The organism is Agromyces sp. NPDC060279 (assembly GCF_042726785.1).
Classification (GTDB): domain Bacteria; phylum Actinomycetota; class Actinomycetes; order Actinomycetales; family Microbacteriaceae; genus Agromyces.
In genome coordinates this window covers 107325-133248 of sequence record NZ_JBHXBK010000005.1, presented here as the reverse complement: position 1 = coordinate 133248, position 25924 = coordinate 107325, and the positions used below count along the sequence as shown (strand labels likewise).

General features: G+C 72.5%; 27 protein-coding genes. 10 read left to right on the top strand and 17 right to left on the bottom strand.

The annotated features are described in order from the left end of the window. The first annotated feature begins 31 nt into the window (after nt 1-31). The 5 genes from ACFWE1_RS14350 (at nt 32) to ACFWE1_RS14330 (ending at nt 2264) form a co-directional block, all read left to right on the top strand. A complete protein-coding gene (locus ACFWE1_RS14350) occupies nt 32-274 on the top strand; it encodes a ribbon-helix-helix protein, CopG family (RefSeq protein ID WP_376934084.1) in 243 nt (80 codons plus the stop codon). Beyond that, nucleotides 268-618 carry a type II toxin-antitoxin system PemK/MazF family toxin gene (locus tag ACFWE1_RS14345; RefSeq protein ID WP_376934083.1) on the top strand — a complete coding sequence of 117 codons (351 nt, stop codon included), beginning with the start codon at nt 268-270 and terminating at the stop codon, nt 616-618. The genes ACFWE1_RS14350 and ACFWE1_RS14345 overlap by 7 nt, the downstream gene beginning before the upstream one ends. A 65-nt stretch (nt 619-683) precedes the next feature. Beyond that, nucleotides 684-1394, top strand: a complete 711-nt coding sequence (locus ACFWE1_RS14340) for an SOS response-associated peptidase (protein WP_376934082.1) — start codon at nt 684-686, stop codon at nt 1392-1394. A 79-nt stretch (nt 1395-1473) separates the two neighbouring features. Beyond that, on the top strand, nt 1474-2118 hold the full coding sequence (locus tag ACFWE1_RS14335) for a M15 family metallopeptidase (protein ID WP_376934081.1): 645 nt from the start codon (nt 1474-1476) through the stop codon (nt 2116-2118). Continuing rightward, complete coding sequence (locus ACFWE1_RS14330; RefSeq protein WP_376934080.1) at nt 2115-2264, top strand: hypothetical protein; 150 nt, start codon at nt 2115-2117, stop codon at nt 2262-2264. The genes ACFWE1_RS14335 and ACFWE1_RS14330 overlap by 4 nt, the downstream gene beginning before the upstream one ends. On the opposite strand, the gene ACFWE1_RS14325 is transcribed toward ACFWE1_RS14330, so the two are convergent. Genes ACFWE1_RS14325 through ACFWE1_RS14310 form a run of 4 tightly spaced genes read right to left on the bottom strand, consistent with a single transcriptional unit; the run spans nt 2261 to nt 6780 of the window. Continuing rightward, a complete protein-coding gene (locus ACFWE1_RS14325; RefSeq protein ID WP_376934079.1) occupies nt 2261-3583 on the bottom strand; it encodes an MFS transporter in 1323 nt (440 codons plus the stop codon). The genes ACFWE1_RS14330 and ACFWE1_RS14325 overlap by 4 nt on opposite strands. Before the next feature lie 13 nt (nt 3584-3596). Next, nucleotides 3597-4391, bottom strand: coding sequence for an anti-sigma factor domain-containing protein (locus ACFWE1_RS14320; protein WP_376934078.1), 795 nt, complete (start codon nt 4389-4391; stop codon nt 3597-3599). Next, nucleotides 4388-4972: an ECF RNA polymerase sigma factor SigK gene (gene sigK, locus ACFWE1_RS14315; RefSeq protein ID WP_376934141.1), complete on the bottom strand. Its 585-nt coding sequence runs from the start codon at nt 4970-4972 to the stop codon at nt 4388-4390. The genes ACFWE1_RS14320 and sigK overlap by 4 nt, the downstream gene beginning before the upstream one ends. Before the next feature lie 56 nt (nt 4973-5028). Then, the gene (locus tag ACFWE1_RS14310; protein ID WP_376934077.1) at nt 5029-6780 is read right to left on the bottom strand and encodes a cytochrome c biogenesis protein CcdA; all 1752 of its coding nucleotides are present in this window, start codon (nt 6778-6780) and stop codon (nt 5029-5031) included. A gap of 225 nt (nt 6781-7005) precedes the next feature. Between ACFWE1_RS14310 and ACFWE1_RS14305 the strand changes: the two genes are divergently transcribed. Next, a complete protein-coding gene (locus ACFWE1_RS14305; protein WP_189083914.1) occupies nt 7006-7665 on the top strand; it encodes a fasciclin domain-containing protein in 660 nt (219 codons plus the stop codon). A gap of 120 nt (nt 7666-7785) precedes the next feature. Here ACFWE1_RS14305 and ACFWE1_RS14300 read toward each other — a convergent pair whose 3' ends face one another. The 6 genes from ACFWE1_RS14300 to ACFWE1_RS14275 form a co-directional block, all read right to left on the bottom strand. Then, nucleotides 7786-9606, bottom strand: coding sequence for an oleate hydratase (locus ACFWE1_RS14300; RefSeq protein ID WP_376934076.1), 1821 nt, complete (start codon nt 9604-9606; stop codon nt 7786-7788). 167 nt (nt 9607-9773) lie between these two features. Next, on the bottom strand, nt 9774-10844 hold the full coding sequence (locus tag ACFWE1_RS14295) for a LacI family DNA-binding transcriptional regulator (RefSeq protein WP_376934075.1): 1071 nt from the start codon (nt 10842-10844) through the stop codon (nt 9774-9776). Then, nucleotides 10841-11869, bottom strand: coding sequence for a DUF2804 domain-containing protein (locus ACFWE1_RS14290; protein WP_376934074.1), 1029 nt, complete (start codon nt 11867-11869; stop codon nt 10841-10843). Before ACFWE1_RS14290 ends, ACFWE1_RS14295 begins: the two co-directional genes overlap by 4 nt. Next, entirely contained in the window at nt 11844-13694 is a 1851-nt protein-coding gene (locus ACFWE1_RS14285) for a glycoside hydrolase family 2 protein (protein ID WP_376934073.1), read from the bottom strand. The genes ACFWE1_RS14290 and ACFWE1_RS14285 overlap by 26 nt, the downstream gene beginning before the upstream one ends. Beyond that, entirely contained in the window at nt 13691-15019 is a 1329-nt protein-coding gene (locus tag ACFWE1_RS14280; protein WP_376934072.1) for an MFS transporter, read from the bottom strand. The genes ACFWE1_RS14285 and ACFWE1_RS14280 overlap by 4 nt, the downstream gene beginning before the upstream one ends. Before the next feature lie 188 nt (nt 15020-15207). After that, nucleotides 15208-15858: a GntR family transcriptional regulator gene (locus ACFWE1_RS14275; protein ID WP_376934071.1), complete on the bottom strand. Its 651-nt coding sequence runs from the start codon at nt 15856-15858 to the stop codon at nt 15208-15210. 77 nt (nt 15859-15935) lie between these two features. Between ACFWE1_RS14275 and ACFWE1_RS14270 the strand changes: the two genes are divergently transcribed. Beyond that, a complete protein-coding gene (locus ACFWE1_RS14270; protein ID WP_376934070.1) occupies nt 15936-18761 on the top strand; it encodes an FAD-binding and (Fe-S)-binding domain-containing protein in 2826 nt (941 codons plus the stop codon). A 161-nt stretch (nt 18762-18922) separates the two neighbouring features. Here ACFWE1_RS14270 and ACFWE1_RS14265 read toward each other — a convergent pair whose 3' ends face one another. The 5 genes from ACFWE1_RS14265 to ACFWE1_RS14245 all read right to left on the bottom strand — a co-directional run bounded on the left by ACFWE1_RS14265 (nt 18923) and on the right by ACFWE1_RS14245 (nt 23008). Next, nucleotides 18923-19231, bottom strand: coding sequence for a YHS domain-containing protein (locus ACFWE1_RS14265; RefSeq protein ID WP_376934069.1), 309 nt, complete (start codon nt 19229-19231; stop codon nt 18923-18925). Between the two features lie 64 nt (nt 19232-19295). Further along, entirely contained in the window at nt 19296-21578 is a 2283-nt protein-coding gene (locus ACFWE1_RS14260) for a heavy metal translocating P-type ATPase (protein WP_376934068.1), read from the bottom strand. Beyond that, a complete protein-coding gene (locus tag ACFWE1_RS14255) occupies nt 21575-22378 on the bottom strand; it encodes a hypothetical protein (RefSeq protein WP_376934067.1) in 804 nt (267 codons plus the stop codon). Before ACFWE1_RS14255 ends, ACFWE1_RS14260 begins: the two co-directional genes overlap by 4 nt. Before the next feature lie 125 nt (nt 22379-22503). Next, nucleotides 22504-22713, bottom strand: a complete 210-nt coding sequence (locus tag ACFWE1_RS14250) for a heavy-metal-associated domain-containing protein (protein WP_376934066.1) — start codon at nt 22711-22713, stop codon at nt 22504-22506. Between the two features lie 115 nt (nt 22714-22828). Beyond that, nucleotides 22829-23008 (bottom strand): hypothetical protein, encoded by a 180-nt coding sequence (locus tag ACFWE1_RS14245; protein WP_376934065.1) that lies wholly within the window; start codon nt 23006-23008, stop codon nt 22829-22831. A gap of 157 nt (nt 23009-23165) precedes the next feature. On the opposite strand from ACFWE1_RS14245, the gene ACFWE1_RS14240 reads away from it, so the two are divergent. After that, nucleotides 23166-23474, top strand: coding sequence for an ATP-dependent DNA ligase (locus tag ACFWE1_RS14240; protein ID WP_376934064.1), 309 nt, complete (start codon nt 23166-23168; stop codon nt 23472-23474). Between the two features lie 62 nt (nt 23475-23536). On the opposite strand, the gene ACFWE1_RS14235 is transcribed toward ACFWE1_RS14240, so the two are convergent. Next, nucleotides 23537-24208: a DUF6766 family protein gene (locus ACFWE1_RS14235; protein ID WP_376934063.1), complete on the bottom strand. Its 672-nt coding sequence runs from the start codon at nt 24206-24208 to the stop codon at nt 23537-23539. Between the two features lie 174 nt (nt 24209-24382). Next, nucleotides 24383-25012, bottom strand: a complete 630-nt coding sequence (locus ACFWE1_RS14230) for a TetR/AcrR family transcriptional regulator (protein ID WP_376934062.1) — start codon at nt 25010-25012, stop codon at nt 24383-24385. A gap of 78 nt (nt 25013-25090) precedes the next feature. On the opposite strand from ACFWE1_RS14230, the gene ACFWE1_RS14225 reads away from it, so the two are divergent. Together ACFWE1_RS14225 and ACFWE1_RS14220 are read left to right on the top strand one after the other, a co-directional pair. Continuing rightward, complete coding sequence (locus tag ACFWE1_RS14225) at nt 25091-25471, top strand: DUF1761 family protein (protein WP_376934061.1); 381 nt, start codon at nt 25091-25093, stop codon at nt 25469-25471. A gap of 11 nt (nt 25472-25482) precedes the next feature. Next, the gene (locus ACFWE1_RS14220) at nt 25483-25770 is read left to right on the top strand and encodes a DUF1905 domain-containing protein (RefSeq protein WP_376934060.1); all 288 of its coding nucleotides are present in this window, start codon (nt 25483-25485) and stop codon (nt 25768-25770) included. Nucleotides 25771-25924: the final 154 nt, after the last annotated feature.

Here is a 25924-nt window from a genome sequence, read left to right as displayed (position 1 = left end):
TACCATGCGTTATACTGGTTATACTCGCTGCATGAAGACCGCGATCTCTCTCCCGGACCGGGACTTCGAGCGCTTCGAGCGAATCGCCGCGCGCACTGGAATGACGCGCTCCGAGTTCTACCGCCGCGCCGCGACCCGGTACGCCGACGAGCTCGAGGACACGAGTCAGTTGACCTCGATCGCCGAGGACGCGCTTCGCCGAGCCGGTCAACCTCGCGACGAGCCGATGCTCGAGGCCGTCCGGCGGGCCATTCAGAACGACGACGAATGGTGAGCCTGGCCCGCGGCGATGTGGTCTGGGCCGACTTCGGCGAGCCGCGGGGCTCCGAACCGGCGAAGGTGCGACCCGCGATCGTCTTCCAGGACGACTGGCTGATGGCCACGTCGATCAACACCGTGCTGATCATTCCGTTGACCTCGAACCTGGCCCAGGAGGCGTTCCCGGGCAACGTGCTGATCCCGGCCGTGGCGAGCGGACTCGACAAGGACTCCGTCGCACTCGTGACGCAGCTCGGGCCGGTTGGACGCGAGTATCTCCAGACGTACCCGACCGGACGGCTCCCGGCGTATCTCTTGAGCGAGCTCGGGGCGGGCGTCCGATTGGTCACCGGCTGCTAGAGCCGGCCCACGTGATGCGGACGTCGGTGGTCGGTGGCAGGCTGGAGGCGATCCGGGGAGGCAGCATGTGCGGAAGGTTCGTGGTCTCGCAGCAGGCCGACGATCTCACCGAGGTGTTCGAGGCCGAAGACGACTTTCCCGACTGGCGGCCGAACTACAGCCTGGCGCCCACCGACACCATCCCGATCGTGCGCGAGCGCGCCGACCGCGAGACGGGCGCCTTCGTGCGGCGGCTCGAGCCCGCGGTGTGGAACTTCCACCCCTCGTTCATGAAGGAGTCGAAGCGGCCGCAGTTCAACTCCCGCATCGAAACCGTCGCGACGAACGGGCTGTGGAAGGGCGCGTTCGCCCAGGGCCGCTGCATCGTGCCGATGCGCGGCTACTACGAGTGGACGGGTGAGCCCGGCAAGAAGCAGGCGCACTACCTGCACGGCGAGAGCGAGCTGCTCGCGGCCGCCGGCATCTCGACCGCCAGGCGGCTCGACGACGGCAGCTGGCAGGTCTCGGCGTCGATCATCACGCGCGAGGCACGGGATGCCTCGGGCGAGATCCACGAGCGCATGCCCGTGTACCTCCCGCTCGACGAGGTCGAGCGGTACCTCGATCCGGCGAAGCTCGACGCGGGCGGCATGCAGGCGATGGTCGACTTCCTGCTCGAGGCATCCGACCGCGTCGCGCCCACTATCCGCGAGTACGAGGTCGACCGCCGGGTCAACTCCCACCGCGCGATCGACCCGCACGACCCAACGCTGATCGAGCCGCTCCCCGCCGACTGAGGCGGTCGCGGGCGGGGTATCGCCCGTGTATGCGGATTCCGAGACGGCCCGGCAACGGGCGCTGCGGTCGACTCGTCGTATGCGAACCCATCACGACTCCGTCACCCGCCGCCGCCGCGTCGCCGTGCTCGGCGCCCTCGCCGCCGTGCTCGCCTTCGTGGCCGTCGGCGCCGCGCTCCTCGGGGCCGCGGCGGCGACCGGCGGCGGCATGTCCGGCATCGGCGCGGGAGGAATCGGCGCTCCCGCGGAAGAGGCGCAGCAGGCCGGCGGCGACCCCGGCGACGGCACCATCGACGAATCCGACGGGTACATTCCCGAGGGGGAATGGATCTCGCTCGACGACGAAGTGCCCGCGATCACGCTGCTCGACGGCGAGCTGCTGGCGGCCGTCCGCGCCGCCGCCGCGGACGCCGCGAACGACGGCATCGAGTTCCGCATCACGAGCGGCTGGCGCAGCGCCGAGTACCAGCAGCAGCTGCTCGACGACGCGGTGCTCGAGTACGGCAGCCTGGAGGAGGCGCGCCGCTTCGTGAGCACCCCCGAGGGCTCGAACCACGTCACCGGCCGGGCGATCGACATCGGCCCCACCGACGCCGACAGCTGGCTCTCGCAGCACGGCGCCGACTACGGCCTCTGCCAGACGTACGCGAACGAGATGTGGCACTTCGAGCGCTCGACCGAGCCCGGCGGCGAGTGCCCGGCGATGCTCCCGGACGCCTCGTGAGCCGGCTCGACCGTCTCGGCGTCGCCGGGTCCGCGCTGGCACTGCTCGTGCTGGGCGTCTGCGCCGCGCCGGTGTTCGCCGTCTGGCTCATGCTCCCACTCGTGCCCGCGGTCGCGATGTTCGCCCAGCTGTGGGGGCTGTTCTAGGCGGGCCGCTGCGCGCGACGGTGCGCACGGCTCGCCCAGAACAGCACCGGGATGAGCACGAGCGAGAGCACGCCGCCGCCGAGGGCCAGCACCGCGTAGCTCGACGCCGCCATCACGACGCCGGACATCACGCCGCCGCCGGCGCCGGCCAGGGCGATCAGCACGTCGATCGTGCCCTGGGTGCGCGCCCGGTTCGCCGGCACGGTGGCGTCCACGACGAGCGCGGTGCCGGCGATGAGGCCGAAGTTCCAGCCCAGGCCGAGCAGCACGAGCGCGAGGATCAGCAGCCCGAGCGAGTCCGCCGGGGCGACGGCCGCCACCACGCCCGCCGCCAGCAGCGTCACGCCCGCGGCGATCGCCATCGGCGTGCGGCCCAGCCGGTCGACGAGCACGCCCGTGACGAGCGAGGGCAGGTACATCGCGGCGATGTGCAGGCCGATGACGAGGCCGACCTCGCTGAGGCCGTGGTGGTGGGCGCGCATGTGCACCGGCGTCATCGTCATGATCGCGACCATCGCGATCTGCGTGAGCACCATCACGGTCGCGCCCGCGTACGCGCCGGGCCTCGGGCGGGCGGGCGGGGGCGCAACGCTGGACGCGGCGGGAGCGGATGCCTCGGCCGCAGCGGATGCCTCGGCGGGAGCGGGCGCCTCGGCATCCGGCAGCCGGCGAGCGAGCAGGAAGGGGTCGGGCCGCAGCAGCGCGAGCAGCACCGCACCCGCCGCGACGTAGGCGGCCCCGCCGAGCAGGAACGGCCCCGCGAGCGCCGGGATGCCCCAGGATTCGGCGAGCCGGCCGAGCGGCTCGACCAGATTCGGGCCGGCGACCGCGCCGAGCGTCGTCGACACCATCGCGATGCTGACGGCGGTGCCGCGGGTGCGCGGCGTCGCGAGGTCGGCGCCCGCGTACCTCGCCTGCAGATTGGTCGCGGTGCCCGCCCCGTAGACGAAGAGCGAGAGGAACAGCAGCGGCACGTTGTCGGCGATGGCGGCGACGACGACGCCCGCCGCGCCGATGCCGCCCGCGGCGAAGCCGAGGCCGAGCCCGAGTCGACGTCCCCGGCGCTGGGTGACCCGGCCGACGAGGAATGCGGCGAGCGCCGAGCCGAGCGTGAACAGCGCCGTCGGGACGCCGGCGAGCCCGTCGCTGCCGAGCACCTCCTGCGCGAGCAGCGCTCCCACGGTCACGCCGGCGGCGAGGCCGGCGCCGCCGAGCACCTGGCTCGCGACCACGACCGCGAGCGTGCGGCGCTGCAGCCGGCGGCGGAACTCGTCGTCGGCGGCGACCTCGCGGGCGAGCCGGTCGAGCGCGGCGCTCACGTCTGAACCGCGCTCACGTCTGGACCGCGGCGATGGGCTCCGTGGTGGGCTGCTCGGATCCGCCGGCCGGTTCGACCGTGAGCCCGACGACCATGCCGTCGACGAAGTCGCCCTCCAGCACGCGCCAGCTGTTCGCGCCGACGAGCCCCGCGGGCGCCGGCCCGGCCTCGTCGATGTACCAGAGCTCGTAGTCGTGCGTGGAGCCGAGCTCGGGCAGGCCGTCGGCCATGACCGCACTGCGCCCGAGTTCGGCCGACCAGAGCACGGTCACCTCGCCGCCGCCGGACACCTCGACCGTCTGCCGCTGCGCGTCCGGCGCCGCCTCGAGGGCGGCGAGCTCGCGCTGCGCACCCCAGCCGTTCGGGCCGGACCAGCCGATCCCGATCACCACGCCGATCGCGAGGATCGCGACAGAGGCCGCGGCGGCCAGCGACGCGACGAGGCGACGTCGCCGGCGACGGGCGGCGAGCTCGTCGACGGGCGGCTCGGATGCCTCGGACACGGGCGAGGGCGCAGCGATGGGCTCGGGCGCCGCGACGGGCTCGGCGAGCGGTTCGGCATCCACCGCCGGCAGCTGCGGCGTCTCGTCGAGCCGCGCGAACAGCCCGGCCTTGAGCGAGGGCGGCGGCGCGATCTCAGGCGTCTCGGCACCGAGCCCGGCGGCGACGGCGCGGAAGCCGTCGACCTCGGCCCGGAGTTCGGGAGATCGGGCGAGCTCGGCCTCGAAGCGGCGCAGCTCGTCGCCGTCGAGCGCGTCGAGCGCGTAGGCCGCGGCGAGCGCGCGGAGCACCTCGTCGGGTTCGGTCATGAGGTCACCCCCAGCAGGTGGCGCAGCCGGATCATGCCGTCGCGCAATCGGGTCTTCACCGTGCCGAGGGGCAGGTGGAGCGCGTCCGCGATCTCCGACTGACTCTTCCCCTCGTAGTAGGCCATGGCGAGCGCGGTGCGTTGCGCCTCGCTGAGCTCGCCGAGCGCGGCGCTCACGCGTTCGTGCTCGACGCTGAGCTCGACGCGTTCCTCGACGTCCTCGGCTGGCGTGGCGAGCTCGCGGATGCCGGCGCGGAGGTCGCGCTCGGCGCTCGCCTGCGCGGAGCGCACCCGGTCGACCGCCCGCCGGTGCGCGATCGTCAGGAGCCAGGCGACGGCGGCGCCGCGGCTCGCATCGAAGCGCGCCGCCTGCTGCCAGACCTCGAGGAACACGTCCTGCGTGACCTCCTCCGCCTGGGCCGCGTCGACCAGGATCCGCCGCACGAGCCCGAAGACCCGCGGGGCGGTGCGGTCGTACAGTTCGCCGAACGCGGCCCGGTCGCCGCCGGCCGTGCGCGCGAACAGCACGTCGATCGACGGCTCCCCGCTGCTGCCCTCACCGACGCTCACCCGACCAAGCATGGCAGACCCCCGGCCGAGCGTCGCCCGGCCGACCCGAGGTCGGTCCAGCAGCTGGGTCATCCGAAGGTGAAGGAGTAGGCCTGCACGTCGCCCTCGACCGTGACGTCGAGGGTGCCGCGCTCAGGCGAGTCGGACTGGTGGACGGCGTACGAGCGGGGGACGCCGGAGATCTCGATCCGCTGCGTCGTCCCGCCGTCGCGGACGGTGATGGTGCCCTCGCCGCCGAGCACCATGCGCACCTCGCTCGCGAGGTACGAGAGCCGCACGGCGGCCTTCCCGCCGTCGGCCGGCGCGATCGACTGGGTGTCGAGCGCCCACGCGCCGTCGAGGGCGAAGCGGTCGTCGGCGAGCTTCTCGGGGAAGGCGAACGAGCTCGTGCTGCGCCGGTATGGCTCCTCGCCGCCGAAGTTCGCCTGCTTCGTGGTGCCGAGGAAGGTCTCGGGTGTGGTCGAACCGGCGTCGGGCGTCTCGTCGGCGACCTCGGTGGCCACGGGCAGGGCGACTCCCGGGTCCGCGACCTGGAGGAGCTGCCGGATGAGCCGCTCGGTGTCGGCGTAATGGCCCTCGCCGAAGGAGACCTGGCGCACGACGCCGTCGGCGTCGACGAGGTAGTGCGCGGGCCAGTAGCGGTTGCGGAAGTTCGTCCACGTCGCGAGGTCGTTGTCGAGCGCGACGGGGTAGTCGATGCCGAAGTCGCGGATGCCGGCCTCGACGTTGCGCGGTTCCTTCTCGAAGGCGTACTCGGGCGAGTGCACGCCGATCACGCTGAGCCCGGCGTCGCGGTACGCCTCGTCCCACGCGACGACGTGCGGGATCGAACGCTGGCAGTTGATGCAGGAGTAGGCCCAGAAGTCGATGAGCACGACCCGGCCGCGGAGCTCGTCGAGGTCGACGGCGGCGCCGTCGGGCGTGTTGAACCACTGCTGGATGCCGCGGATCGACGGCACGGGTCCGCAGGACTCGAGCTCGGCGGCGCCATTGGTGCACTGGTCGAGCTGGCGGTTCTCGTCGGTGACGAGGCCGCCGAGGTCGAGGGCCTGGGTGACCTCCTCGGACTGCGCGAGCTGGCGCTGCAGGTCGCCCGTGTAGTCGGGCACGAGCCGCTGCAGCGCGCCGGGCAGGTCGAAGACGAGGCCCACGGCGAGCGCGATCATGACGATGCCGCCGGTGATCCGCACGCCCCGCTGGTGCTTGCGGAACGCGGCGACGCGCTCGGCGACCCGACGGCCGGCGAGCGCGAACAGCAGCAGGGGCGCCGCGGCGCCGAGCGCGAAGGTCACGGTGAGCACGATCGTCTCGACCCCGATGCGGCCGGTCGAACCGGCGACGGTGATCGCGGCGAGCACAGGCCCCGCGCAGGGCACGTAGACGGTGCCGAGCACGAGGCCGAGGATGAAGCCGTTGCCCTCGGTGCCGACGCTGCGCCGCGGGATCCACGCGAAGGGCTTCTCGAGCAGCTCCTCGAAGCGCGGCACGATGAGGCCGACGCCGATGAGCACGAGCACGACGAGGCCCGCCCAGCGCAGCACGTCCTGCGGCAGGCCGAGCAGGCCCAGCACGAGCGAGCCGGCGAGGGTGATCAGGCTGAAGCTCACGACGAGGCCGGCGATGACGAGGTAGGGCCGCCAGCGGCTCGGGCCGGGAGGGGCGGCGGACGGGACGCCGTCGGGGTCGACCGCGGTCCCCGTGGCGCTGCGGGCGCTCTGCGCGCCGCCCGAAAGCAGGATCACGGGCAGCACGGGCAGGATGCACGGCGAGATCCCGGTGATGAGACCGCCGGCCAGGCCGATCAGGGCGAGCGCGATCATGGGGTCCCTCGATTCAGCTGGGCGACGGGTGGGCTGCCAGGGATTCGGAGCGGACGCCGGATCGGATGGCTCGGCGAGGCGGCCGACGCGGTGCCGGGCGGGTGCCGGCGAGGTGCCGGCGAGGTGCCGGTGAGGCATCCGCGATCCGTCCAATCCGATCGGCGGATGCCTCCGAATCCCCCGTGTCGGCCAGAACCGGGCCGACGCATCCGAAGGAGGAAGTCCATGCGCACGATCCGCACTCGCACCGCATCCGCCCTCGTCGCCCTCGCGGCGATCACCTCGCTCGGCCTCGCCGGGTGCAGCATGGGCGGCTCGTCCACTCCCAGCGAGGAGTCGACGCCGAAGACGGAGTCGACTCCCTCGGCCGAGTCGATGGAGACCGACCCCGCCGCCGACCTCGTGGGCTCCGGCTGCGCGGCCTACGCCGAGCAGGTGCCCGACGGCGCCGGCTCGATCGTCGGCATGTCGCAGGACCCGGTCGCCGTCGCGGCCTCGAACAACCCGCTGCTGACGACGCTCGTCGCGGCGGTCTCCGGTCAGCTGAACCCCGACGTGAACCTCGTCGACACGCTGAACGGCGACGAGTTCACCGTGTTCGCGCCCGTCGACGACGCCTTCGCGAAGATCGACCCGGCGACGATCGAGTCCCTGAAGACCGACTCGGCGACGCTCACCTCGATCCTCACGTACCACGTCGTGCCCGGTCAGCTCTCGCCCGACGAGGTCGTCGGCACGCAGACCACGGTGCAGGGCGGCACGGTCGAGGTGACTGGCTCGGGTGACTCGCTCAAGGTCAACGACGCCAACGTGATCTGTGGCGGCGTGCACACCGCCAACGCGACCGTCTACCTCATCGACGGCGTGCTGATGCCCCCGATGTGATCCCGGCCTGCGTCGGCAGCACGACGCACACGCCCCGCATCGGGAGCCCCGAGTTCATCGGGAACCCCCGAGTTGCCCGACTTTCATGGAAGTCGGGCAACTCGGTGTTCTGGGCGCCGCTCACTCGATGGCGTCGTCCGTGCGCTCGCGCTTCGTCGTCGCGCCGCGCTCGGGGATGAGCGCGTAGTCCGTCAAGAGCTCACCGATCTGGGTGCCGTCGAGCTTCGCGAACAGCCGCTCGCGGAGGAACTTCGGCCCCGGGAGCCCCACCTCCGCGCCGTCGCGCAGCCGGCTCGTCGCGTTCAGCAGCCAGCGCACGTCGTACGTCGAGCCGAACACCTCCGGCACGCCGCGGTCGACGCCCAGCAGCTGGTACGCGGCCTCCATCCCCGTGCGCACCGAGTACTCGGTGGTGAAGATGCAGTCGCGAGTGGTCTCGGCGAACTGCCCGATGAAGGCGAAGTTCTGCGCGCCCGCCGGCACCACCGCGGGCCGGTCGCCCGCCTCCCGCGGCATGAAGAACGAGGTGACGTACGGCATCATCACCGGCACGCAGCTCGCGGCCTCCGCGGCGAGCCCGTCGATCTCCTCGACCGGGACGCCGAGGTGGTAGAGCCACTCGCGGGTGATCTCCTCACCCGTCGACTCCTGCAGCGTCTTGCCCGTGTAGTCGCCCGGCACGTCGACGATCAGGCCGTACACCCAGACCACGATCTGGTCGGCGGGCTGCTGCTTGAAGTGCGGCTGCCGGTTCACGGTCCAGCTCATCAACCACGCCGAGTCGCGCGCGGTCACGATGCCACCCGTCACGACCCTGCCGCTGAACGGATCGCGCTTCGCGATGCGGCGGATGTACTCGGGGATCCGTTCGTCGAGCGTCGTGACCGTCGCCGACTCCCACTTGGTCTTCGCGATGTCGCCGCAGAAGACCTCGGGACGGCCGAAGGACGGATGCTTCGCCGCGATGTTCTGCCAGAGCGCCCAGCCCGCCGCCGGGGACTCGTCGAGCTTCGCGGGCGTGTGCTGGTCGCCCTCGTCGGAGTTCTCGGTGAGGCCGCCGATGGTCGCGAGCACGAGGTCGTCGTCGCCGAGGTCGACGCCGCCTTCTGCGCCGTCCTGCACCCAGTGGATGCGGGTCGCGCGCTTCGAGGCATCCGCCCCCTCCCCGTCGATCGCGAAGTCGATGTCCGTGACCTGCGTGTCGAAGTGGAAGGTGACCCCCTGGTCGAGCAGCCAGCGGTACATCGGCAGCACGAGCGATTCGTACTGGTTGTACTTCGTGAACTTGAGCGCCGAGAGGTCGGGCAGCCCGCCGATGTGGTGCACGAAGCGGTGCAGGTAGAGCTTCATCTCGAGCGCGGAGTGCCACTCCTCGAAGGCGAACATGGTGCGCCAGTACAGCCAGAAGTTGCTCTCGAGGAAGTCCTTCGAGAACACCTCGTCGATGCGCTTGCGCTCCATCTCCTCACGGGTGGCGAGGAAGATGCGCACGATGTCCTTCTGCGCGGTGTCGTTGAGCCCGAAGAGGTTGTTCGTGTGCGCGTCCTGCCCCTGCTGCTCGGTGACGCGGCAGAGCGAGAAGTTCGGGTCGTCCTTGTTGAGCCAGAAGAACTCGTCGAGCACGCTCGCGCCCTCGATCTCGAGCGACGGCACCGTGCGGAACGCGTCCCACAGGCACTCCATGTGGTCTTCCATCTCGCGCCCGCCGCGGATGACGAAGCCCTTCGCAGGCTTCTTGATGCCGTCGAGCGCGCCGCCCGGCAGCGGCAAGCGCTCGAGGATCGTGATGCGCTCCCCCGGCAGCTGGCCGTCGCGGATCATGAAGAGCGCGGAGGACATGGAGGCGAGCCCCGCCCCCACGAACCACGCCGACGCCCGCTCGGATCGCTCCGGCTTGCGCGGCCTCGCGAATGCCTCGTAATTGCCCGTGCTGTAGTACATGCGTCTCCCCCCGGAACGTCGCGTCGCGACGATGCGCGGCGCATCCTGCTCCCCACGCTAACCCGGTTCGCGCGGATTGCACCCGCGGGTTCGCTGAGCCGCCCTGGTTCGCTGAGCCCCTGGTTCGCTGAGCTCGTCGAAGCGGCGGCCCGTTCCCTTCGACAGGCTCAGGGAACCGGGGGCGCGGAGGCGCGGGGCACGAGGCGGTACGGCGCCTGCTCGACGCGCGGCGGCGAGTCGGGGTCGTCGACGAGCCGCAGCACCGAGGCGACGGCGAGCCGGGCGAGCTCGCCGAGATCGGGCGCGATGCTCGTCAGCGGCGGCACCGTGTACGCCGACTCCGGGGCGTCGTCCCAGCCGACGACCGCGACGCGGCCGGGCACGTCCACCCCCGCCTCCCGCAGCGCGCGCAGCGCACCGATCGCGAGCAGGTCGTTCGCGCAGACAAGGCCGTCGAGCCCCGCGAGGCCGTCCGGCCCGGCGAGCAGCCCCCGCACCCGCGCGTGGCCCTCCTCGCGGGAGTAGTCGCCGTCGGGCGAGCGCTGATCCCACGGCGACACCTCGAGCAGGTGCCGGGGGTCCGCGTCGAGCCCGGCCGCGCGAAGCGCCGTGCGGAACCCCTCGAGGCGCAGGTCGGCGGCGGCGGCGCCGCTCGAGGCATCCGGAACCGTGCCGAGGAAGCCGAGCGTGCGCCGACCCGCGGCGATGAGGTGCGCGGTCGCGTCACGCGTGCTCGTCACGCTGTCGACGACGACGCGGTCGACCCGGGCGGCGCGGATGCGTTCGCCCAGCACGACGAGCGGGGTGCGACCGCGGGCCGCCATCAGCTCCTCGTCGCCGATCGACATGGCCGACAGCAGGATGCCGTCGCTCAGCAGGGTGCGGTACCCGGATGCCGCGCGCAGCTCCCGCTCGGGATCGCCGTGGGTCTCGTCGACGACCACGTCGTAGCCGACCGCCTCCGCCGCGGTGACGACGGCGTGCGCCAGCTGGGCGAAGTACGGCAGCGAGAGGAACGGCACCGAGAGGGTCAGCAGATTGCTGCGCCCGACGCGCAGCTGCCGCGCCGCGAGCTGCGGGCGGTAGTCGAGCTCGGCGACGGCGGCCTCGACCCGGGCGCGCGTCGCGGCGCTCACGGGCGCCTTGCCGCTGATCACGTTCGAGACGGTGCGGTACGAGACGCCGGCGATGGCCGCGACGTCCTTCAGCGTCGGCCCGGCCGAGCGACGGGGGCTCACCAGCGGTTCCGCACGTCTTCGGCCCAGCCGAGCAGGCCGTCGAGCTCGATGCGCTCGCCGCCGGCCTCGACCCAGCCCGAGTAGTGGCCGAAGCACTGGTGCCCGTGCGAGCCGAACACGCCGAGCTCGGTCGCGCTGACCCGGTCCCAGAACGGCTCGAAGCGCAGCTCGGCGCTCGCGCCGTGAATGCGCCAGGGTGCGAGCCAGTTCCGTTCGTCGTACTCCCAGTCGAGCTCCTCGCTGAGCTTGCGGAGCCGGCCGTCGACGACGATCGCGTTCTCGGTGGAGCCGGTGCCGTCGGTCCACTTGCCGCCGAGCTGCAGTCCGACGACGCGGTCGCCGACGCGGCCCGAGGCGGCGCCCCAGTTCCACACCATGCGGTAGGGCCAGCGGCCCCGGCCGTGATCGAGCACCGCCCAGCTCTCGCCGAGCGGCAGCTCAACGATCTCGGGGGCGCCGAGCTCCGGCGCGTCGAGCTCGAGCCGACCGCGCGCGGGGCGGGCGACGTCCTTCACCGTGTACTGGAACCGTCGCTTCGACCACGGCACCACGACCCCGAGCCGCTCGTGACCGGCCGGCAGCTCGGCCAGGATCTCGATGCGGGCGCCCAGCACCTCGGCGCGCAGCAGCGTGCCTTCGGCGGTCTCCTCGAGGTCGATCGCGAGGTGCTTCGCCCGCGCCCGGGCGGGGCCGTCGCCGAGGGAGGCGGGCAGGGTCGCCCCGCGGCCGAACGGCACGATCGCCCCGCGGTCGAGGGTGCGCCCGGTGCGCCGGTCGTGCACGAGCACGCCGTGCACCGCCGCATAGTCGATCGAGGAGACCGTGAGCGCCACGAGATGGGTCGGCGTCGTCACCGCCCAGTACTCCCAGCGCTTGTTGCGCCCCCAGCTGCGCCGGCCGTCGATGCCCGAAGTGTCGTGCAGGGGCGTGCGCGTCCAGCCGACCGCGGCCGGGTTCAGCCGGTTGTCGGCGCCGCGCAGCGCGACGGGGGCGGTGAGCTCACGCTCGGTGATCGTGCGAGGCATCCTGGGCCTTTCTCGTGGGGTGCGGCGCGGGCGCGACCGCCGTCGCGAAGCGGGCGGCGAGCTCGGCGTTCACCTCGCGCACGCGGTCGGCGTGCAGCTTCCGCACCGTGCGGTCGGCCGTGAGGAGCCCGTTCAGCTCGTCCTCGACATCGGCGAGCTGGGTGTAGACGTAGCCGCCGAGCCCGGCGTCGATCGCGGGGGCGATCTCGTCGCGGTGCAGGGCGACGAAGGCCTCGGTGAGCTCGTCGACGCCGGCGTATCGACGGTAGCCGAACTCGCGCGGCCCGAACTCGTGGCCCGGCAGGCGCAGGCTGTAGCCGCCGTACTCCGAGACGACGATCGCCCGCCGCTCGCGCCGCCAGCCGCGCTCGGGACGGAGCTTGCGGAAGTACACGTGCAGGCTGCGCAGGTCGCCGCCGCCCTGGTCGTGCCAGCCGCTCGCGTGGTCGATCACCCGGTCGGGGTCGAGCTCGCGCAGCCGCGCGGTGACGGCGAGCGCATCGAACTGCCCCCAGCCCTCGTTGAACGGCACCCACACGGCGATGCTCGGGGCGTTGCCGAGCAGGCGGACCGTCTCCTCGAGCTCCGCCAGGAACTCGGCGCGCCCCTCGGCGTCCTGCCGGCCGAATCTGCGATGCCGCCGGTCGTCGAGCCGCAGCGGCAGCTTCACCGGCAGCGTCACGACGGCCGGGTGGTAGCGGCGTCCGCCGTTCACGAAGTCCTGCCAGACGAGCATGCCGAGCCGGTCGCAGTGGTGGTACCAGCGCAGCGGCTCGATCTTGATGTGCTTGCGCAGGGCGGTGAAGCCGAGCGCCCGCATCTCCTCGATGTCGTGCACGAGCGCCGCGTCGGACGGCGGCGTGCAGAGGCCGTCGGGCCAGTAGCCCTGGTCGAGCACGGCGGCGTGCAGGATCGGCTCGCCGTTCAGCACGAGCCGCGGTCGGCCGTGCGCGTCGGGCGCGATGCCGACGGAGCGCATGCCGAAGTAGCTCTCGACGCGGTCCTCGCCGAGCCGCACCTCGAGCTCGTAGAGGAAGGGGTCGTCGGGGTGCCAGCGGCGCGGCTGCGGCACCGGCAGGCGCAGGGGCTCGCCGACGGGGCCGGTGACCCGCGCGACCTCGCAGCCGGCGGCGCGCACGATCACGCTCGCCTCGAGCGGAGCGGATGCCTCGAGTGGAGCGGATGCCTCGGGCCATCCGCCCGCGTCGACGACGAGCTCGACCGCCTCCGCGTCCAGCAGCGGCCGCACCCGCAGCGCCGCGACGTGCACCGCCGGAACCCGCTCGAGCCACACCGTCTGCCAGATGCCCGAGTGCGCGGTGTACCAGATGCCCCCGCGCCGCAACGCCTGCTTGCCGCGCGAGTGGAACGAGGTGTCGCTCGGGTCGACCACGTCGACGACGAGCTCGTGCGGCTCGCCGTCGCCGAGCTGCGCGGTCACGTCGAGCGTGAACGGCAGATAGCCGCCGCGGTGCCCGCCCACCTGCACTCCGTCGACGAGCACCCTGCAGCGCTGATCGACCGCGCCGAAGTGCAGCAGCACCCGGCCGCCACGGGCCCCGCCCTCGAGCCGAACCGTGCGCCGGTACCAGAGGTGCTCGTCGGGCTGCAGCTGCCGGCCGACGCCGGAGAGCTCGGCCTCGGGCGAGAACGGCACGACGATCTCGCCGTCCCACTCGCGCGGCTCGAGGGCGTCGCCGGTGACCGCGTACGCCCAGCGGCCGTTGAGGTTCTGCCAGTGCTCGCGGACCAGCTGCGGGCGCGGATACTCCGGCAGCGGGTGGTCGGGGTCGAGGTCGTCGGCCCAGGGGGTGCGCCGGCTCATCCGCGGTCCGCCATGACGGGTTCCGTGCGACGCAGGACCCGCGCGCGCAGGGCGATGCCGAGCGGCACGAGCAGCAGCACGACGGCCGCCGCCGCGAAGATCTCCGGGCCCGGCACCGGATGCGCGACCCCGAGCTCGACGTAACGGTGCGCCGAGCCGGAGATGACGGCCGCGCCGATCGCCGGCCCGATGATCATCGGCAGCATGACGGCCAGGATCATGCGCGCGCCCTGCACGCCGCCCGCTCGGTCCGCGGGCGTGTGGTCGCGAGTCAGTGCGGACACCGCGGCGATCGAGCCCATCATCCCGGCCATCATCACGGTGGCCGCGGCGATGACGCCGACGGCGTCGCGCACGAAGATCATCGCGAGGAGTCCCGCCGCGAAGGCGGCGACGGCGTACGGCAGCACGCGCACCTTGCCGAAGCGGTCGATGAGCCGCCCGCCCACGACGCTCAGCGCGGAGGCGAGCAGCAGCACGACGCCGAGCACGATCGCGTAGCCGTCGAGCTCGAGCGAGTAGCGCAGGTAGATGAGCACGTAGGGCAGGAACACCTGCGAGCTGACCCCGATCACGCCCCAGATCGCGAGCGTCGCGAACAGCGCGGGCTCGCGCCGCACCGTCGCGGGCCGGAGCCCGTCCACCACGGCCTTGAGCACGCCGTGCTCGTGCCGGGCGACGCCGCGGTCGCGCACCAGGAACCACGCCGCGACGCCGGTGGCGGCGGTCAGGCCGCCGACGATCCCGAAGAAGAGCTCCCAGCGCCCCTCCTGCGTGAGCGGGTCGAGCAGGGCGAAGACGAGCAGCATCCCGACGAGGGGCATGACCGCGAGCCAGCCGTCGACGCGCCCGCGGTTCGCGGGCACGGTGGAGTCGGTGACCCAGGCCGCGAAGGCGGCGTCGTTGGCACCGGAGCCGATGAAGCTCATCACGCAGTCGAGGGCGATGATCGCGATCACGGCGGTCGCGACGGTCGCCCCGGCGCTCGCGACGGCGGATGCCTCCCCGCCGGCCGCGCCCGCAGCGCCAGCGCCGACCAGGCCGAAGGCGGCGGTCACGAGCCCCCAGGCGATGTAGCCGATCGCGATGAACTCGCGGCGGCGGGCGAGGCGGTCCGACCAGGCGCCGAAGAGCAGCGTGGCGGCGGTCGCGGCGATCGCGCTGAGCGCGACCATCCAGGCGATGACCGCCGGATCGGTCGAGATGGTGTCGTAGACGAACACGTTGAGGTACATGTTCTCGATGACCCAGGCGAGCTGGCCGACGAGGCCGACGACGAGCACCGCCGTCCAGGTGCGGGCGCCGAGCGGCGCGGGGGAAGCCATGGCTCGGGGACTCCTTGCGGTCGGGCGGGGCTGACCCGGGTTTCAACGTTGAAATCACGGGAACCCTAGCAGCTTGCCCAACTTTCATGAAAGTTGGGCAAGTCGGAAGCGCAGCTCACATCGGAGACCCAGTTCCCGAGTTGCCCGACTTTCATGAAAGTTGGGCAAGTCGGGGCTGGAGGTCGGGCTCAGGGGGTGGAGACGGCGGCGGCCAGGCGCTCCTCGGCCCGGCCGAGGTGCTCGGCGAGCACGGCCACGGCGGCCTCACCGTCGCCGGCCGCGATGAGCTCGAGGATGCGCTCGTGCTCGGCGAGGATCGTGTCGACCGAGATCAGTCCACGGCCCTGCACCTGCGCCATGCACTGCCGCACCTCCTCGATGAGCGAGCGGTAGGCGCGGCTCGTGCGCTCGCTGCCGAGGGCGTCGACGATCGCCGAGTGGAACCGCAGGTCGGGGTCGACGATGTCGACGCTCGAGCCGCCGAGGTGCGCGGCGATCTCGGCATCCGCCTCGGCCGCGGCATCCGGCCGCCTCCGCTCCCCCGCGAGTTCGCGGATCGCGGCGCTCTCGATGCGGCGCCGCGTGCGGTAGACGTCGCGCACCGCGTCGGCGTCGAGCCGGCGCACCCTCGCGCTGCGGTGCGCGGTGCGTTCGAGCACGCCCTCGCCCACGAGCTTCTCGATCGCGGCCTTGGCGCTCGGCCGGGCGACGGCGAAGCGGGCGGCGACCCAGGCCTCGGTGACCGGGCGGTCGGGTTCGAGCTCGCCGCCGATCGCGGCCGCACGCAGCGCCTCGGCGACGGCGTCGACCACGCCGGTGACCCGGATCCCCTCGACCATGCGCTCGCCCTTCCGCCGCGCGTCAGTATACTTGTCCGACCATCTCGGTATACTTGTCTAACAATCTGGAGCACCTAATGTCGCCTGCCGCCGTCGCCAGCGTCCTCGACTCCGCCCTCCTCGGCGAGCGCGTCACGGTGAGCCAGCGCTCCATCGACCGCTTCGCGAAGGCCCACGACGCCTCGCACTACCTCTTCGTACCCGAGGCCGTCGTCACCCCGGGCGACGCCGAGGCGGTCGCGGCCGTGTTCGCCGCCGCGCGGGCCGCCGGCCGCAGGATCACCTTCCGCTCCGGCGGCACGAGCCTGTCCGGCCAGGGCGTCACCGACGAGCTGCTCGTCGACACCCGCGCGCGCTTCCGGGGCATCCGCGTCGGCGACGAGGGACGCACCGTCCGCGTCGAACCCGGCGCCACCGTGCGCCAGGTGAACCAGCGGCTCGCGCGGCACGGCCGCAAGCTCGGCCCCGACCCGGCAAGCGAGATCGCCTGCACCATCGGCGGCGTCATCGCCAACAACTCGAGCGGCATGGCGTGCGGCATCACCCAGAACGCGTACCGCACGATCGCCTCGCTCCGGCTCGTGCTGCCGAGCGGCACCGTGCTCGACACGGGGGCGCCGGATGCGGCCGAGCTCCTCGCCGCCCGCGAGCCCGAGCTGCACGCCGGCCTGCTGCGACTGCGCGAGCGCCTGCTCGCCTCCCCCGCCTCGGTCGAGCGCGTGCGGCAGCAGTTCTCGATGAAGAACACCATGGGCTACGGCCTGAACGCCCTGCTCGACTTCGCCGAGCCGCTGCGCATCCTCGAGCACCTCGTCGTCGGCAGCGAGGGCACCCTCGCCTTCGTCGCCGAGGCGGTGTTCGACACCGTGCCGCTGCTGCCCCGCGCGGCGACCGCGCTGCTCGTGCTTCCCTCGCTGCGCGAGGCCACGGCCGCGCTGCCCGGGCTCGTCGCGACGGGCGCGGCGACGATCGAGCTGATGGATGCCACGTCCCTCCTCGTCGCCCAGCGGGCCGCCGACGTGCCCGCGCAGATCGCCGCCCTCGCGGTCGAGGGGCACACCGCCCTGCTCGTCGAGTACCAGGCCGAGACCGCCGAGGCGCTCGACGCCGCGCTGGCCGGCGCCGCACCCCTGCTCGACGCGCTGCCGCTCGCCACGCCCGCCGCGTTCACGGTCGACGCCGCCGAGCGGGCCGCGCTCTGGCATGTGCGGAAGGGCCTGTACACGACCGTCGCGGGCGCCCGCCCGAGCGGCACCACCGCCCTGCTCGAGGACATCGTCGTGCCCGTCGAGCGGCTGCTGCCCACCTGCGAGCGCCTCATCGAGCTCTTCGCCGCGCACGGCTACGACGACTCGGTGATCTTCGGCCACGCGAAGGACGGCAACCTGCACTTCATGCTCGGCGAGCGGTTCGACGACCCCGCGCAACTCGCCCGCTACGAGCGCTTCACCGAGGACCTCGTGCAGCTCGTGCTCGAGCAGGGCGGCTCACTCAAGGCCGAGCACGGCACCGGGCGCATCATGGCGCCGTTCGTGCGGCGTCAGTACGGCGACGAGCTCTACGCGATCATGCGCGAGGTGAAGCGGCTGTTCGACCCGAGCGGGCTGCTGAACCCCGGCGTGGTGCTCTCCGACGAGCCCGACTCCTACCTGCGCAACCTGAAGCTCGTGCCCACGGTCGAGGCCGAGGTCGACCGCTGCGTCGAGTGCGGGTACTGCGAGCCGACGTGCCCGAGCACGGACCTCACGCTGACCCCGCGCCAGCGCATCGCCCTCCGTCGCGACATCGCGAGCGCCGAGGCGGCGGGCGACACCGCCCTCGCCGCCGAGCTGCGCGACGACTACGAGTACGACGGCGAGCAGACCTGCGCGGTCGACGGGCTCTGCGCCATCGCCTGCCCGGTCGACATCAACACCGGCGATCTGGTGCGGCGGCTGCGCGCCGAGCGCCGGAACCCGGTGCTGAACGCCGGCTGGTCGGCCGCCGCCTCGGCCTGGGGCCCGGTGACCCGCCTCGGCGGTGCGGCGCTCACCGTCGCGAACGCGCTGCCCGCGGCGCTGCCGAAGGCGGCGACGACGGTCGGCCGGGCACTCCTCGGCCGCGACACGGTGCCCGAGTACGACGGCGGCCTGCCGCGCGGCGGCGCGAAGCGCCCGCAACCGGGTGGCGACCCGACGACGGCCGAGGCGGTGTTCTTCGCAGCCTGCATCGGCACGATGTTCGGCCCGGAGCCCGGCGGCATCGGCGCGACGTCGGCGCTGATCGAACTCGCCGAGCGGGCCGGCGTCGGGCTCGTCGTGCCCGAGGGCATCGGCTCGCTGTGCTGCGGCACGCCGTGGAAGTCGAAGGGCTACCTCGACGGCTACCGGGCCATGACGGAGCGGGTGCTGCCCGCGCTCCTCGCCGCGAGCGACGGCGGCCGGTTGCCGATCGTCTGCGACGCGGCCTCCTGCACCGAGGGGCTCGAGACGATGCAGCACCTCGCCGCCGTCGCGGGACGCGAGGCGCCGGCCCTGCACTTCGTCGATGCGACGCAGTTCGCCGCCGAGCGGATCCTGCCCCGGCTCGAGGTGACGGCGCCCGTCGGCCGGGTCGCCGTGCACCACACCTGCTCGACGACGGCGCTCGGCGCGGGCGGCGCGATCGACCGCATCGCGCACGCCGTCGCGGCCGAGGTCGTGCTGCCCGACGACTGGAGCTGCTGCGCGTTCGCGGGCGACCGCGGACTCCTGCACCCGGAGCTCTCGGCGAGCGCGACCGCCCGCGAGGCGGCCGAGGTGATCGCCGCCGACGCCGACTGGCACGTCTCCGCGAACCGCACGTGCGAGATCGGGATGACCCGGGCGACGGGCCGCCCGTACCGCCACCTGCTGGAGCTGCTCGAGGCCGCGACCCGGCCCTGAGCGGCCCGGATTCAGCTCGAATCCGGGCCGTCCCAAGAATTTTCAAAAAATCTTGGATTCGCCTGTAACGCTTTGGCCTGATCTGGAAACAGCAAGAGTGAGGTGGCCGGCGTGGTCCGCAGGTTCGGGGGAGCTTCGGACCCCGGCCACCTTCATCGCCGCTAGGCCACGTTCGCCGCGTACTTGGCCGGGTCGGCGTCGAAGGCGGGCCCGCAGCCGGCGCAGCAGAAGTAGTACCGCTCGCCCTCGTAGTCGCGGAACAGCCCGACGGCCTCGGCCGCGGCCTTGCTGACCGGGCTGCCGACCATCACGGGGCAGGTGGTCTGGTCGTCGGCCGCGCCGCCGCCGCCGCCGCCGCCGACGACGAGCAGGTTGGCCTTGCCATGGCCGCTGACCGCAGCGGTGTGGGCGGCGTCGCTCGCCGTCAGGCCGGTGCTGCAGCAGGAGGCCGCCTGGGGGTCGTTCGTCATGATGATGCCTTTCGTGTCTCGGTTGGGGTGGAAGCGACCGTGGCTGGCCGCGGAACGTCGGTGTTCAGTCCTTCGCGACGCTGCGGAAGCCGCGCAGCCGCAGGCTGTTGCCGACGACGAACACGCTCGAGAACGCCATCGCCGCGCCGGCGAGCATCGGGTTCAGCATGCCGAGCGCCGCGATCGGGATAGCCGCCGTGTTGTAGGCGAAGGCCCAGAACAAGTTCGTCTTGATCGTGCTGAGGGTCTTGCGGGAGAGCCGGATCGCGTCGACGGCGCTGCGCAGATCGCCGCGCACGAGGGTCAGGTCGGATGCCTCGATCGCGACATCCGTGCCGGTGCCCATCGCGAGGCCGAGGTCGGCCTGCGCGAGCGCCGGTGCGTCGTTCACCCCGTCGCCGACCATGGCGACGACCTTGCCCTCCGCCTGGAGGCGGGCGACGACGTCGACCTTGTCCCGGGGCAGCACCTCGGCGTAGACCTGCTCGATGCCGACCTCGGCGGCGATCCGGCGGGCCACGGCCTCGTTGTCACCGGTCAGGAGCACGGGGGTGAGCCCGATCTCCTTCAGCTGAGCGATCGCCTCGGCGCTCGTCGGCTTGACGGTGTCGGCGACGACGAGGATGCCTCGCGCCCGCCCGTCCCAGCCGATGGCGACGACCGTCTTGCCCTCGCCCTCGGCGTGCGCCTTGGCAGCGGCCACCTCCGGGGACAGGGCCAGCGCCCAGTCGGCGAGCAGCGATTCGCGGCCGATGACGACCGAGGATCCGTCGACGATGCCCTGCACGCCCTTGCCCTCGACGTTCGCGAAGTCCTCGGGCACGGGCAGCCGGCCGACCTCCTGGGTGGCCCCCTTGGCGATGGCCTGCGCGATCGGATGCTCCGAGGCATCCTCCAGCGCGCCCGCGAAGCGGAGCAGCTCGGCGCGGTCGACGCCCGACTCGGTGATCACGTCGACGAGGGTCATCTTGCCGGTGGTGACCGTGCCGGTCTTGTCGAGCACGACGGTGTCGACCTTGCGCGTCGATTCGAGCACCTCGGGTCCCTTGATCAGGATGCCGAGCTGTGCGCCTCGGCCCGTGCCCACGAGGAGTGCGGTCGGGGTCGCGAGGCCGAGCGCGCAGGGACAGGCGATCACGAGCACCGCGACGGCGGCGGTGAAGGCCGCGGCGACCGGGAAGCCGGCGCCGAGCCACGCGCCGAGCGTGACGACGGCGACGACGATCACGATCGGCACGAAGACCCCGGAGATGCGGTCGGCGAGGCGCTGCACCTCGGCCTTGCCCGTCTGCGCGTCCTCGACGAGTTTCGCCATCTGCGCGAGCTGGGTGTCCGAGCCGATGCGGGTCGCCCGCACCACGAGCCGGCCGCCGGCGTTGACGGTGGCGCCCGTGACGGGGTCGCCCTCGGCCACCTCGACGGGCACGGACTCGCCCGTGAGCATGGAGGCGTCGACGGCGGAGCTGCCGGAGACGACGACCCCGTCGGTCGCGATCTTCTCGCCCGGGCGCACGATGAACTCGTCGCCGACTGCGAGCTGCTCGACCGGGATCTTCACCTCGGCCCCGTCGCGCAGCACCGAGACCTCCTTGGCGCCGAGCTCCAGCAGGGCGCGCAGCGCGGCCCCGGCGTGCCGCTTCGAGCGCTTCTCGAAGTAGCGGCCCGCGAGGATGAACATCGTCACGCCCGCGCCGACCTCGAGGTAGATGTTCGCGGCGCCGTCGGAGGGCGCGATCGTGAACTCGAAGGGGTGGGTCATGCCGGGCACGCCCGCGGTGCCGAAGAACAGGGCGTAGACCGACCAGAGCAGCGCGACCGAGGTGCCCATGGAGATGAGCGTGTCCATCGTCGCGGCGCCGTGCTTGAGGTTGGTCCACGCGGCCTTGTGGAACGGCCAGGCCGCCCACACGATGACGGGCGCGGCGAGCGCGAGCGAGGCCCACTGCCAGTACGTGAACTGCAGCGCGGGGATCATCGCCATCGCGATGACCGGCACGGTGAGCACGATCGAGCCGATGAGCCGCTGGCGCAGCGAGGTCAGTTCGGGGTCGTGGTCGGCGTCGTCGGCCGACGAGTCGCCCGCGCGTTCGCTCGTCTTCGGGGCGGGCAGGAGGGCGGTGTAGCCGGTCTTCTCGACCTCGGCGATGAGCAGCGCCGGGTCGTAGCCCTCGGGCACGGTGACCTTCGCCTTCTCCGTGGCGTAGTTGACGGTCGCCTGCACGCCGTCGAGCTTGTTCAGCTTGCGCTCGATGCGGTTCGCGCAGGAGGCGCAGGTCATGCCGCCGATCTCGAGCTCGATGCCGCTGCCGGCTCCAGCGCCGGCGCTGAGCGGTGCTGCGGTGCTCATCGGTGCGCCTCCTCCGCTGCTGCCGACGCGTCGACCACGAACTCGGCCGTGTGCACCTGTCCGTCGACCTGGAAGTCGAGGTAGAGCAGGTAGCGGCCGGGCGTCGGCGCGTTCGCCGCGAAGGCGATCTCGGGCCCGCCCGTCGCACCGGCGTCGGGCTCCTCGCCCTCGGGGTGCACGTGCAGGAAGGCGAGGTCGCCCTGCCGCAGCGCCACGAGGTGCCCGAAGGCGCCGAGGTACGGTTCGAGCTCGGTGACGGGTCGTCCGTCGCGCTCGACGGTGAGGGTGAGTTCGCCCGTGGTGCCCGCGGTGAGCTCGCCGTCGAGGGTGACGACGAAGCCGTCGACCTCACTGCGCCGGGTCGGTTCGGCGACGACGGGGGCGAACTCGCCCACCACGTCGACCGTGCGGCTGAGGGTGACGCCCTCGGCGTCCTCGCCCGCGGGGGTGAAGTCGGCGTACAGCCGGTAACTGCCGGCCGCGTCCCACGTCCACGGCAGCGACCAGACGCCGCTCGCCTCGTCGAGCACGGGGTGCACGTGCCGGAAGCCGTCACCGTCGGAGCGCACCACGATGGTGTGCAGCTCGCGCTCGTGCGAGCTCATGTACTCGGTGACGGGATGGCCCGAGGCATCCAGCACCTGGAAGCGGAGCTCGCCCGCCTCGCCGACGGCGCCGGGCGCCGTCACCGGCGAGAGCAGGTAGCCGTCCGCCTCGATCGAGACGCCGTTCGGCGCGTGCGCCGCCGTCTCCGTGCCGGCCCCGCCGTGCGCGTTCTGGTCTTCACCGTGCGTGTCCATGTCGCTTCCTTCCGCCCATGCCGCCACCACGGAGTCGGGGACGACGACCCCGGCGAGCGCGAACGCGCCGCCGAAGGCCACCGCGAGCCCCGCCCCGTAAAGGGCGAGTCGTGCCCCGGCCCGCATCAGATGCGCACGGCCGAGTAGCCGGCCTCCTCGACGGCCGCGAGCACCGCGGCGTCGTCGATCTCGCCGGCCGAGCTCACGACGAGCCGACCGGTCTGCGCGCTGACCTGGATGTCCTGAATGCCGGCGAGCTCGCCGACCTCTTCGCGAATCGACAGCTCGCAGTGCCCGCAGGTCATGCCGGTCACCTGGTACTCGTTGGCGGTCATCGCTTCTCCCTTTCGCCCTCGTACCCGTCGGGGTACCTGTGCACGACACAACGATATACCCTCGGGGGGTATTCCGCGAGTCACGCAGGATCGCGGAAGGGACTGCGGGAGTTCACTACTCCTCGCGGCTCGGGCCCGGCTTGCCCGGCCGGACGGCCGCGGAGTCGGCGACGTCGATACGCGTCACGTCCTCGTCGCGCTCGGTGACCTTCACGCGCGGCGCGGCGTCGCCGGGGTCGGCCTTCGGGGCCGCGGTGAGCTGCTCACGGCGCTGGTCGGGATCGGCTGCGGGCACGATGGGTCCTCCGTTCCTGGGGTGACTTCCCCCAGTCCATCGCGGAGTGCCGTCGCGCAGAAGCGGGTTGACACGGGTTTGCTCGGCAGACGGCGCACAGCATCACGGCGATGTCAACGCACTCGCCCGGCCCGTCCGGCGGGCGTACGGTCGCCGGATGGGCAGGATCGGATACAGCACCCGCGACTTCGAGGTCCCGGACCGCACGCTCGCGCACCTGCAGGTGGTCATCCTCGACAAGCTCCGACGCTCGGAGACCTTCAGCCTGACCCTGGGCAGCGGACTCGACGGCGGCGCCCGCACCATCGTCATCGGGCCGAGCACCGAACTCGCCTTCGTCTACGCGGGCAACCGCCCTCCGCGGTTGAACCGTCGCTGGCTCGCCCAGCTCGCCGGGGTCGCCTCGACGAACAGCGGCCTGCTCGTCACCTCCGAACCGGACGACGGCGAGCCGCTGCCGGAATGAGCCGAACCCGGCGCCGGAGTGAGCCGAACCCGGTACCGCGATCGTCCCGACGTGGGGCCCCGCTACTCGGCAGCGACGGCGCTCGCCTCGTGCGGCGCTCCCACGGGCTTCGACTCGGACGAGCCCCGCTGTCGCAGGAAGATCGAGAACGCCACCATGCTGCCGACGGCCAGGAACTCCGACTGCCAGTTCTGCAGCGTGCGGTTCCAGAAGTCGGCCGAGACGGCGTAGCCGAGCCAGTCGACCGCGGCCTGGCCGTGCTCGGCCTGCTCCGCGTTGAAGGCGACCATGCCGGCGATCGACTGCGCGAGCCACGACAGCAGGAAGACGGCCCCCATCACGAGCAGCAGCGAGTTGGAGAAGAGCCAGCGGCGCCATCCGTCGACCCGGGCCCAGGCCGGCGAGTCCGGGCGGGCGTAGCGCCCGACCAGCTGGGACTCGTCCGAGCCGACCCCCTCGTCGCCCGGCTTCTTCGACTCCGGGCTGCCGCGCTGCACGAGCCAGATCGTCGTCAGGATGAAGAGGAAGAACTGCAGGTACTCCGACTGCCAGTTCTCGGCCACGTCGACCACGAACTGCGAGGACAGCAGGTACTCGCTGAGGCCGACCGACGGCAGCCCGTGCGAGGCCTGCTCCTCGTTGGTCAGCGCGAGGCCCGTGACCGCCTGGCCCGCGAGCGCCGCGAGGAAGATCACCGCGAAGAACACGCTCAGCGCGTGCTGACGGAGGCGCATCACACCGACCTCCCGAGCAGCCCGATGACCAGCATGTAGACGATTCCGGCGGCGATGCACACCAGCCATCCGGTGAACACGACTCTCATGCCCGCACGCTAGCCCCGGGGTGCGGGCGGCCGGCAGGGGCTTGAAGCGCGGTGCGGGACGCGGTACCGATGCCGCGGCGTCCCCTTACCCCGTCGAGGTGCCGTAGCGGGCGAGGAACGTCGTGACCGCGCTCGACACGTGAGTGTCGAGTCCCTCGAACCGCTCGCCGAGCAGCGCGGCATTGAGGGGGGCGCCCACGACGAGCCACGTGAACTCGGCGGCCGCAGCCCGGGGGTCGTCGATCGTGAGTGCGCCGGCGCGGTGGAGCGCCTCGAATGACGTCGCGAGGGCCGCGACGTTGCGCTCCCAGCTGTCCCGGCGGTACGCCGCGGCCACCTCGGGCTGCACCTTCGCCTCGGTGATCACGAGCCGCCGCATCTCGACGACGGGTGGCGAGAGCATGCCGCGCAGCATGCCGTGACCGAGCTCGACGAGGCCGTCGCGTGGCTCCGCGGCCGCGGTGAGCCGCTCGAGCATCGGACGCGTCGCGTCACTGCCGGAGGCCGCCCAGTCCGCGACGACCGCCGCGAACAGCTCCGACTTCGACGGGTGCTCACGGTACAGCGAGCTCTTCGAGATCCTGGCGCGGGTGGCGATCTCGTCCATCGTCGTGGCGGTGTAGCCGCGCTCGAGGAAGACGGCCCGCGCCTCGGCCAGCAGCGCCTGGCCGGCCAGGCCCGGCGGGCGGCCTCGAGTTCGGGGAGCGACGGGCATAGTTTCACTTTAGTACTTGACGGGACTAAATCACGGGGCTACGGTCATTAGTACTCACCAGTACTGAAAGGAAAGCGCATGGCTCTCCTCGGCGTCGCACTCGCGACCATCGCCTCCTTCGCAGCCAGCGCGGTGCTCTACGCCACCCCGCCGGTCGCCCGGCTCATCGCGTCGAGCAGCACGCCGCGTCCCGGCATCCCCGCCGTCGTCCAGATGCTCCTCGTCGTGCTCCGCAGCCTGCTCGTCTCGCTGCTCGTCCTCGGGCTCATGGTCGCCGGTGACTGGCACGGCGCCGGCACGGGCGCCCTGCTCGGGCTGGCCCTGGCAGTGATCCCCGCAGTGCTGCTGCTCGGGTCCGTCGTGCACGAGAACACTCCGGTCCCCGTCGCCGCCGTGCACTTCACCGACTGGCTGGCCAAACTCGTCATCATCGGCGCCATCGTCGGCGCCTTCCTCTGAACGGAGTCGTCATGACCGACCACCCCACCCCGCTCGACCTCACCTTCACCTCCGTGCTGGGCAAGGTCCGCGAGGGCGACACGTGGACGTGCGCCCAGCTGCCCGGCTCCGCCGAGATCTTCGGCACCCGCGGGCTCGTCAAGGTCGAGGGCACCGTCGACGGCGAGCCGTTCCGGGGTGCCTTCATGGCACTCGGCGACGGCACCCACAAGCTGCCGGTGTCCGCCGCCGTCCGCTCGCGCATCGGCAAGGGCGACGGCGACACCGTCACGATCCACCTCACCGCGCGCCTCAACTGAATGGTGTCGCGCGGCGTGCGCGCCGGAGCAGCAGGATGCCTCCTGCGCCGATGAGCAGCGCGAGCACCACCGGCACCAACGGCTCGGCGCCGGTCGCAGCGAGGCCGCCGCCGGCGCCACCCGAACCAGGTCTTGACGCGGCACTTTTATTTTA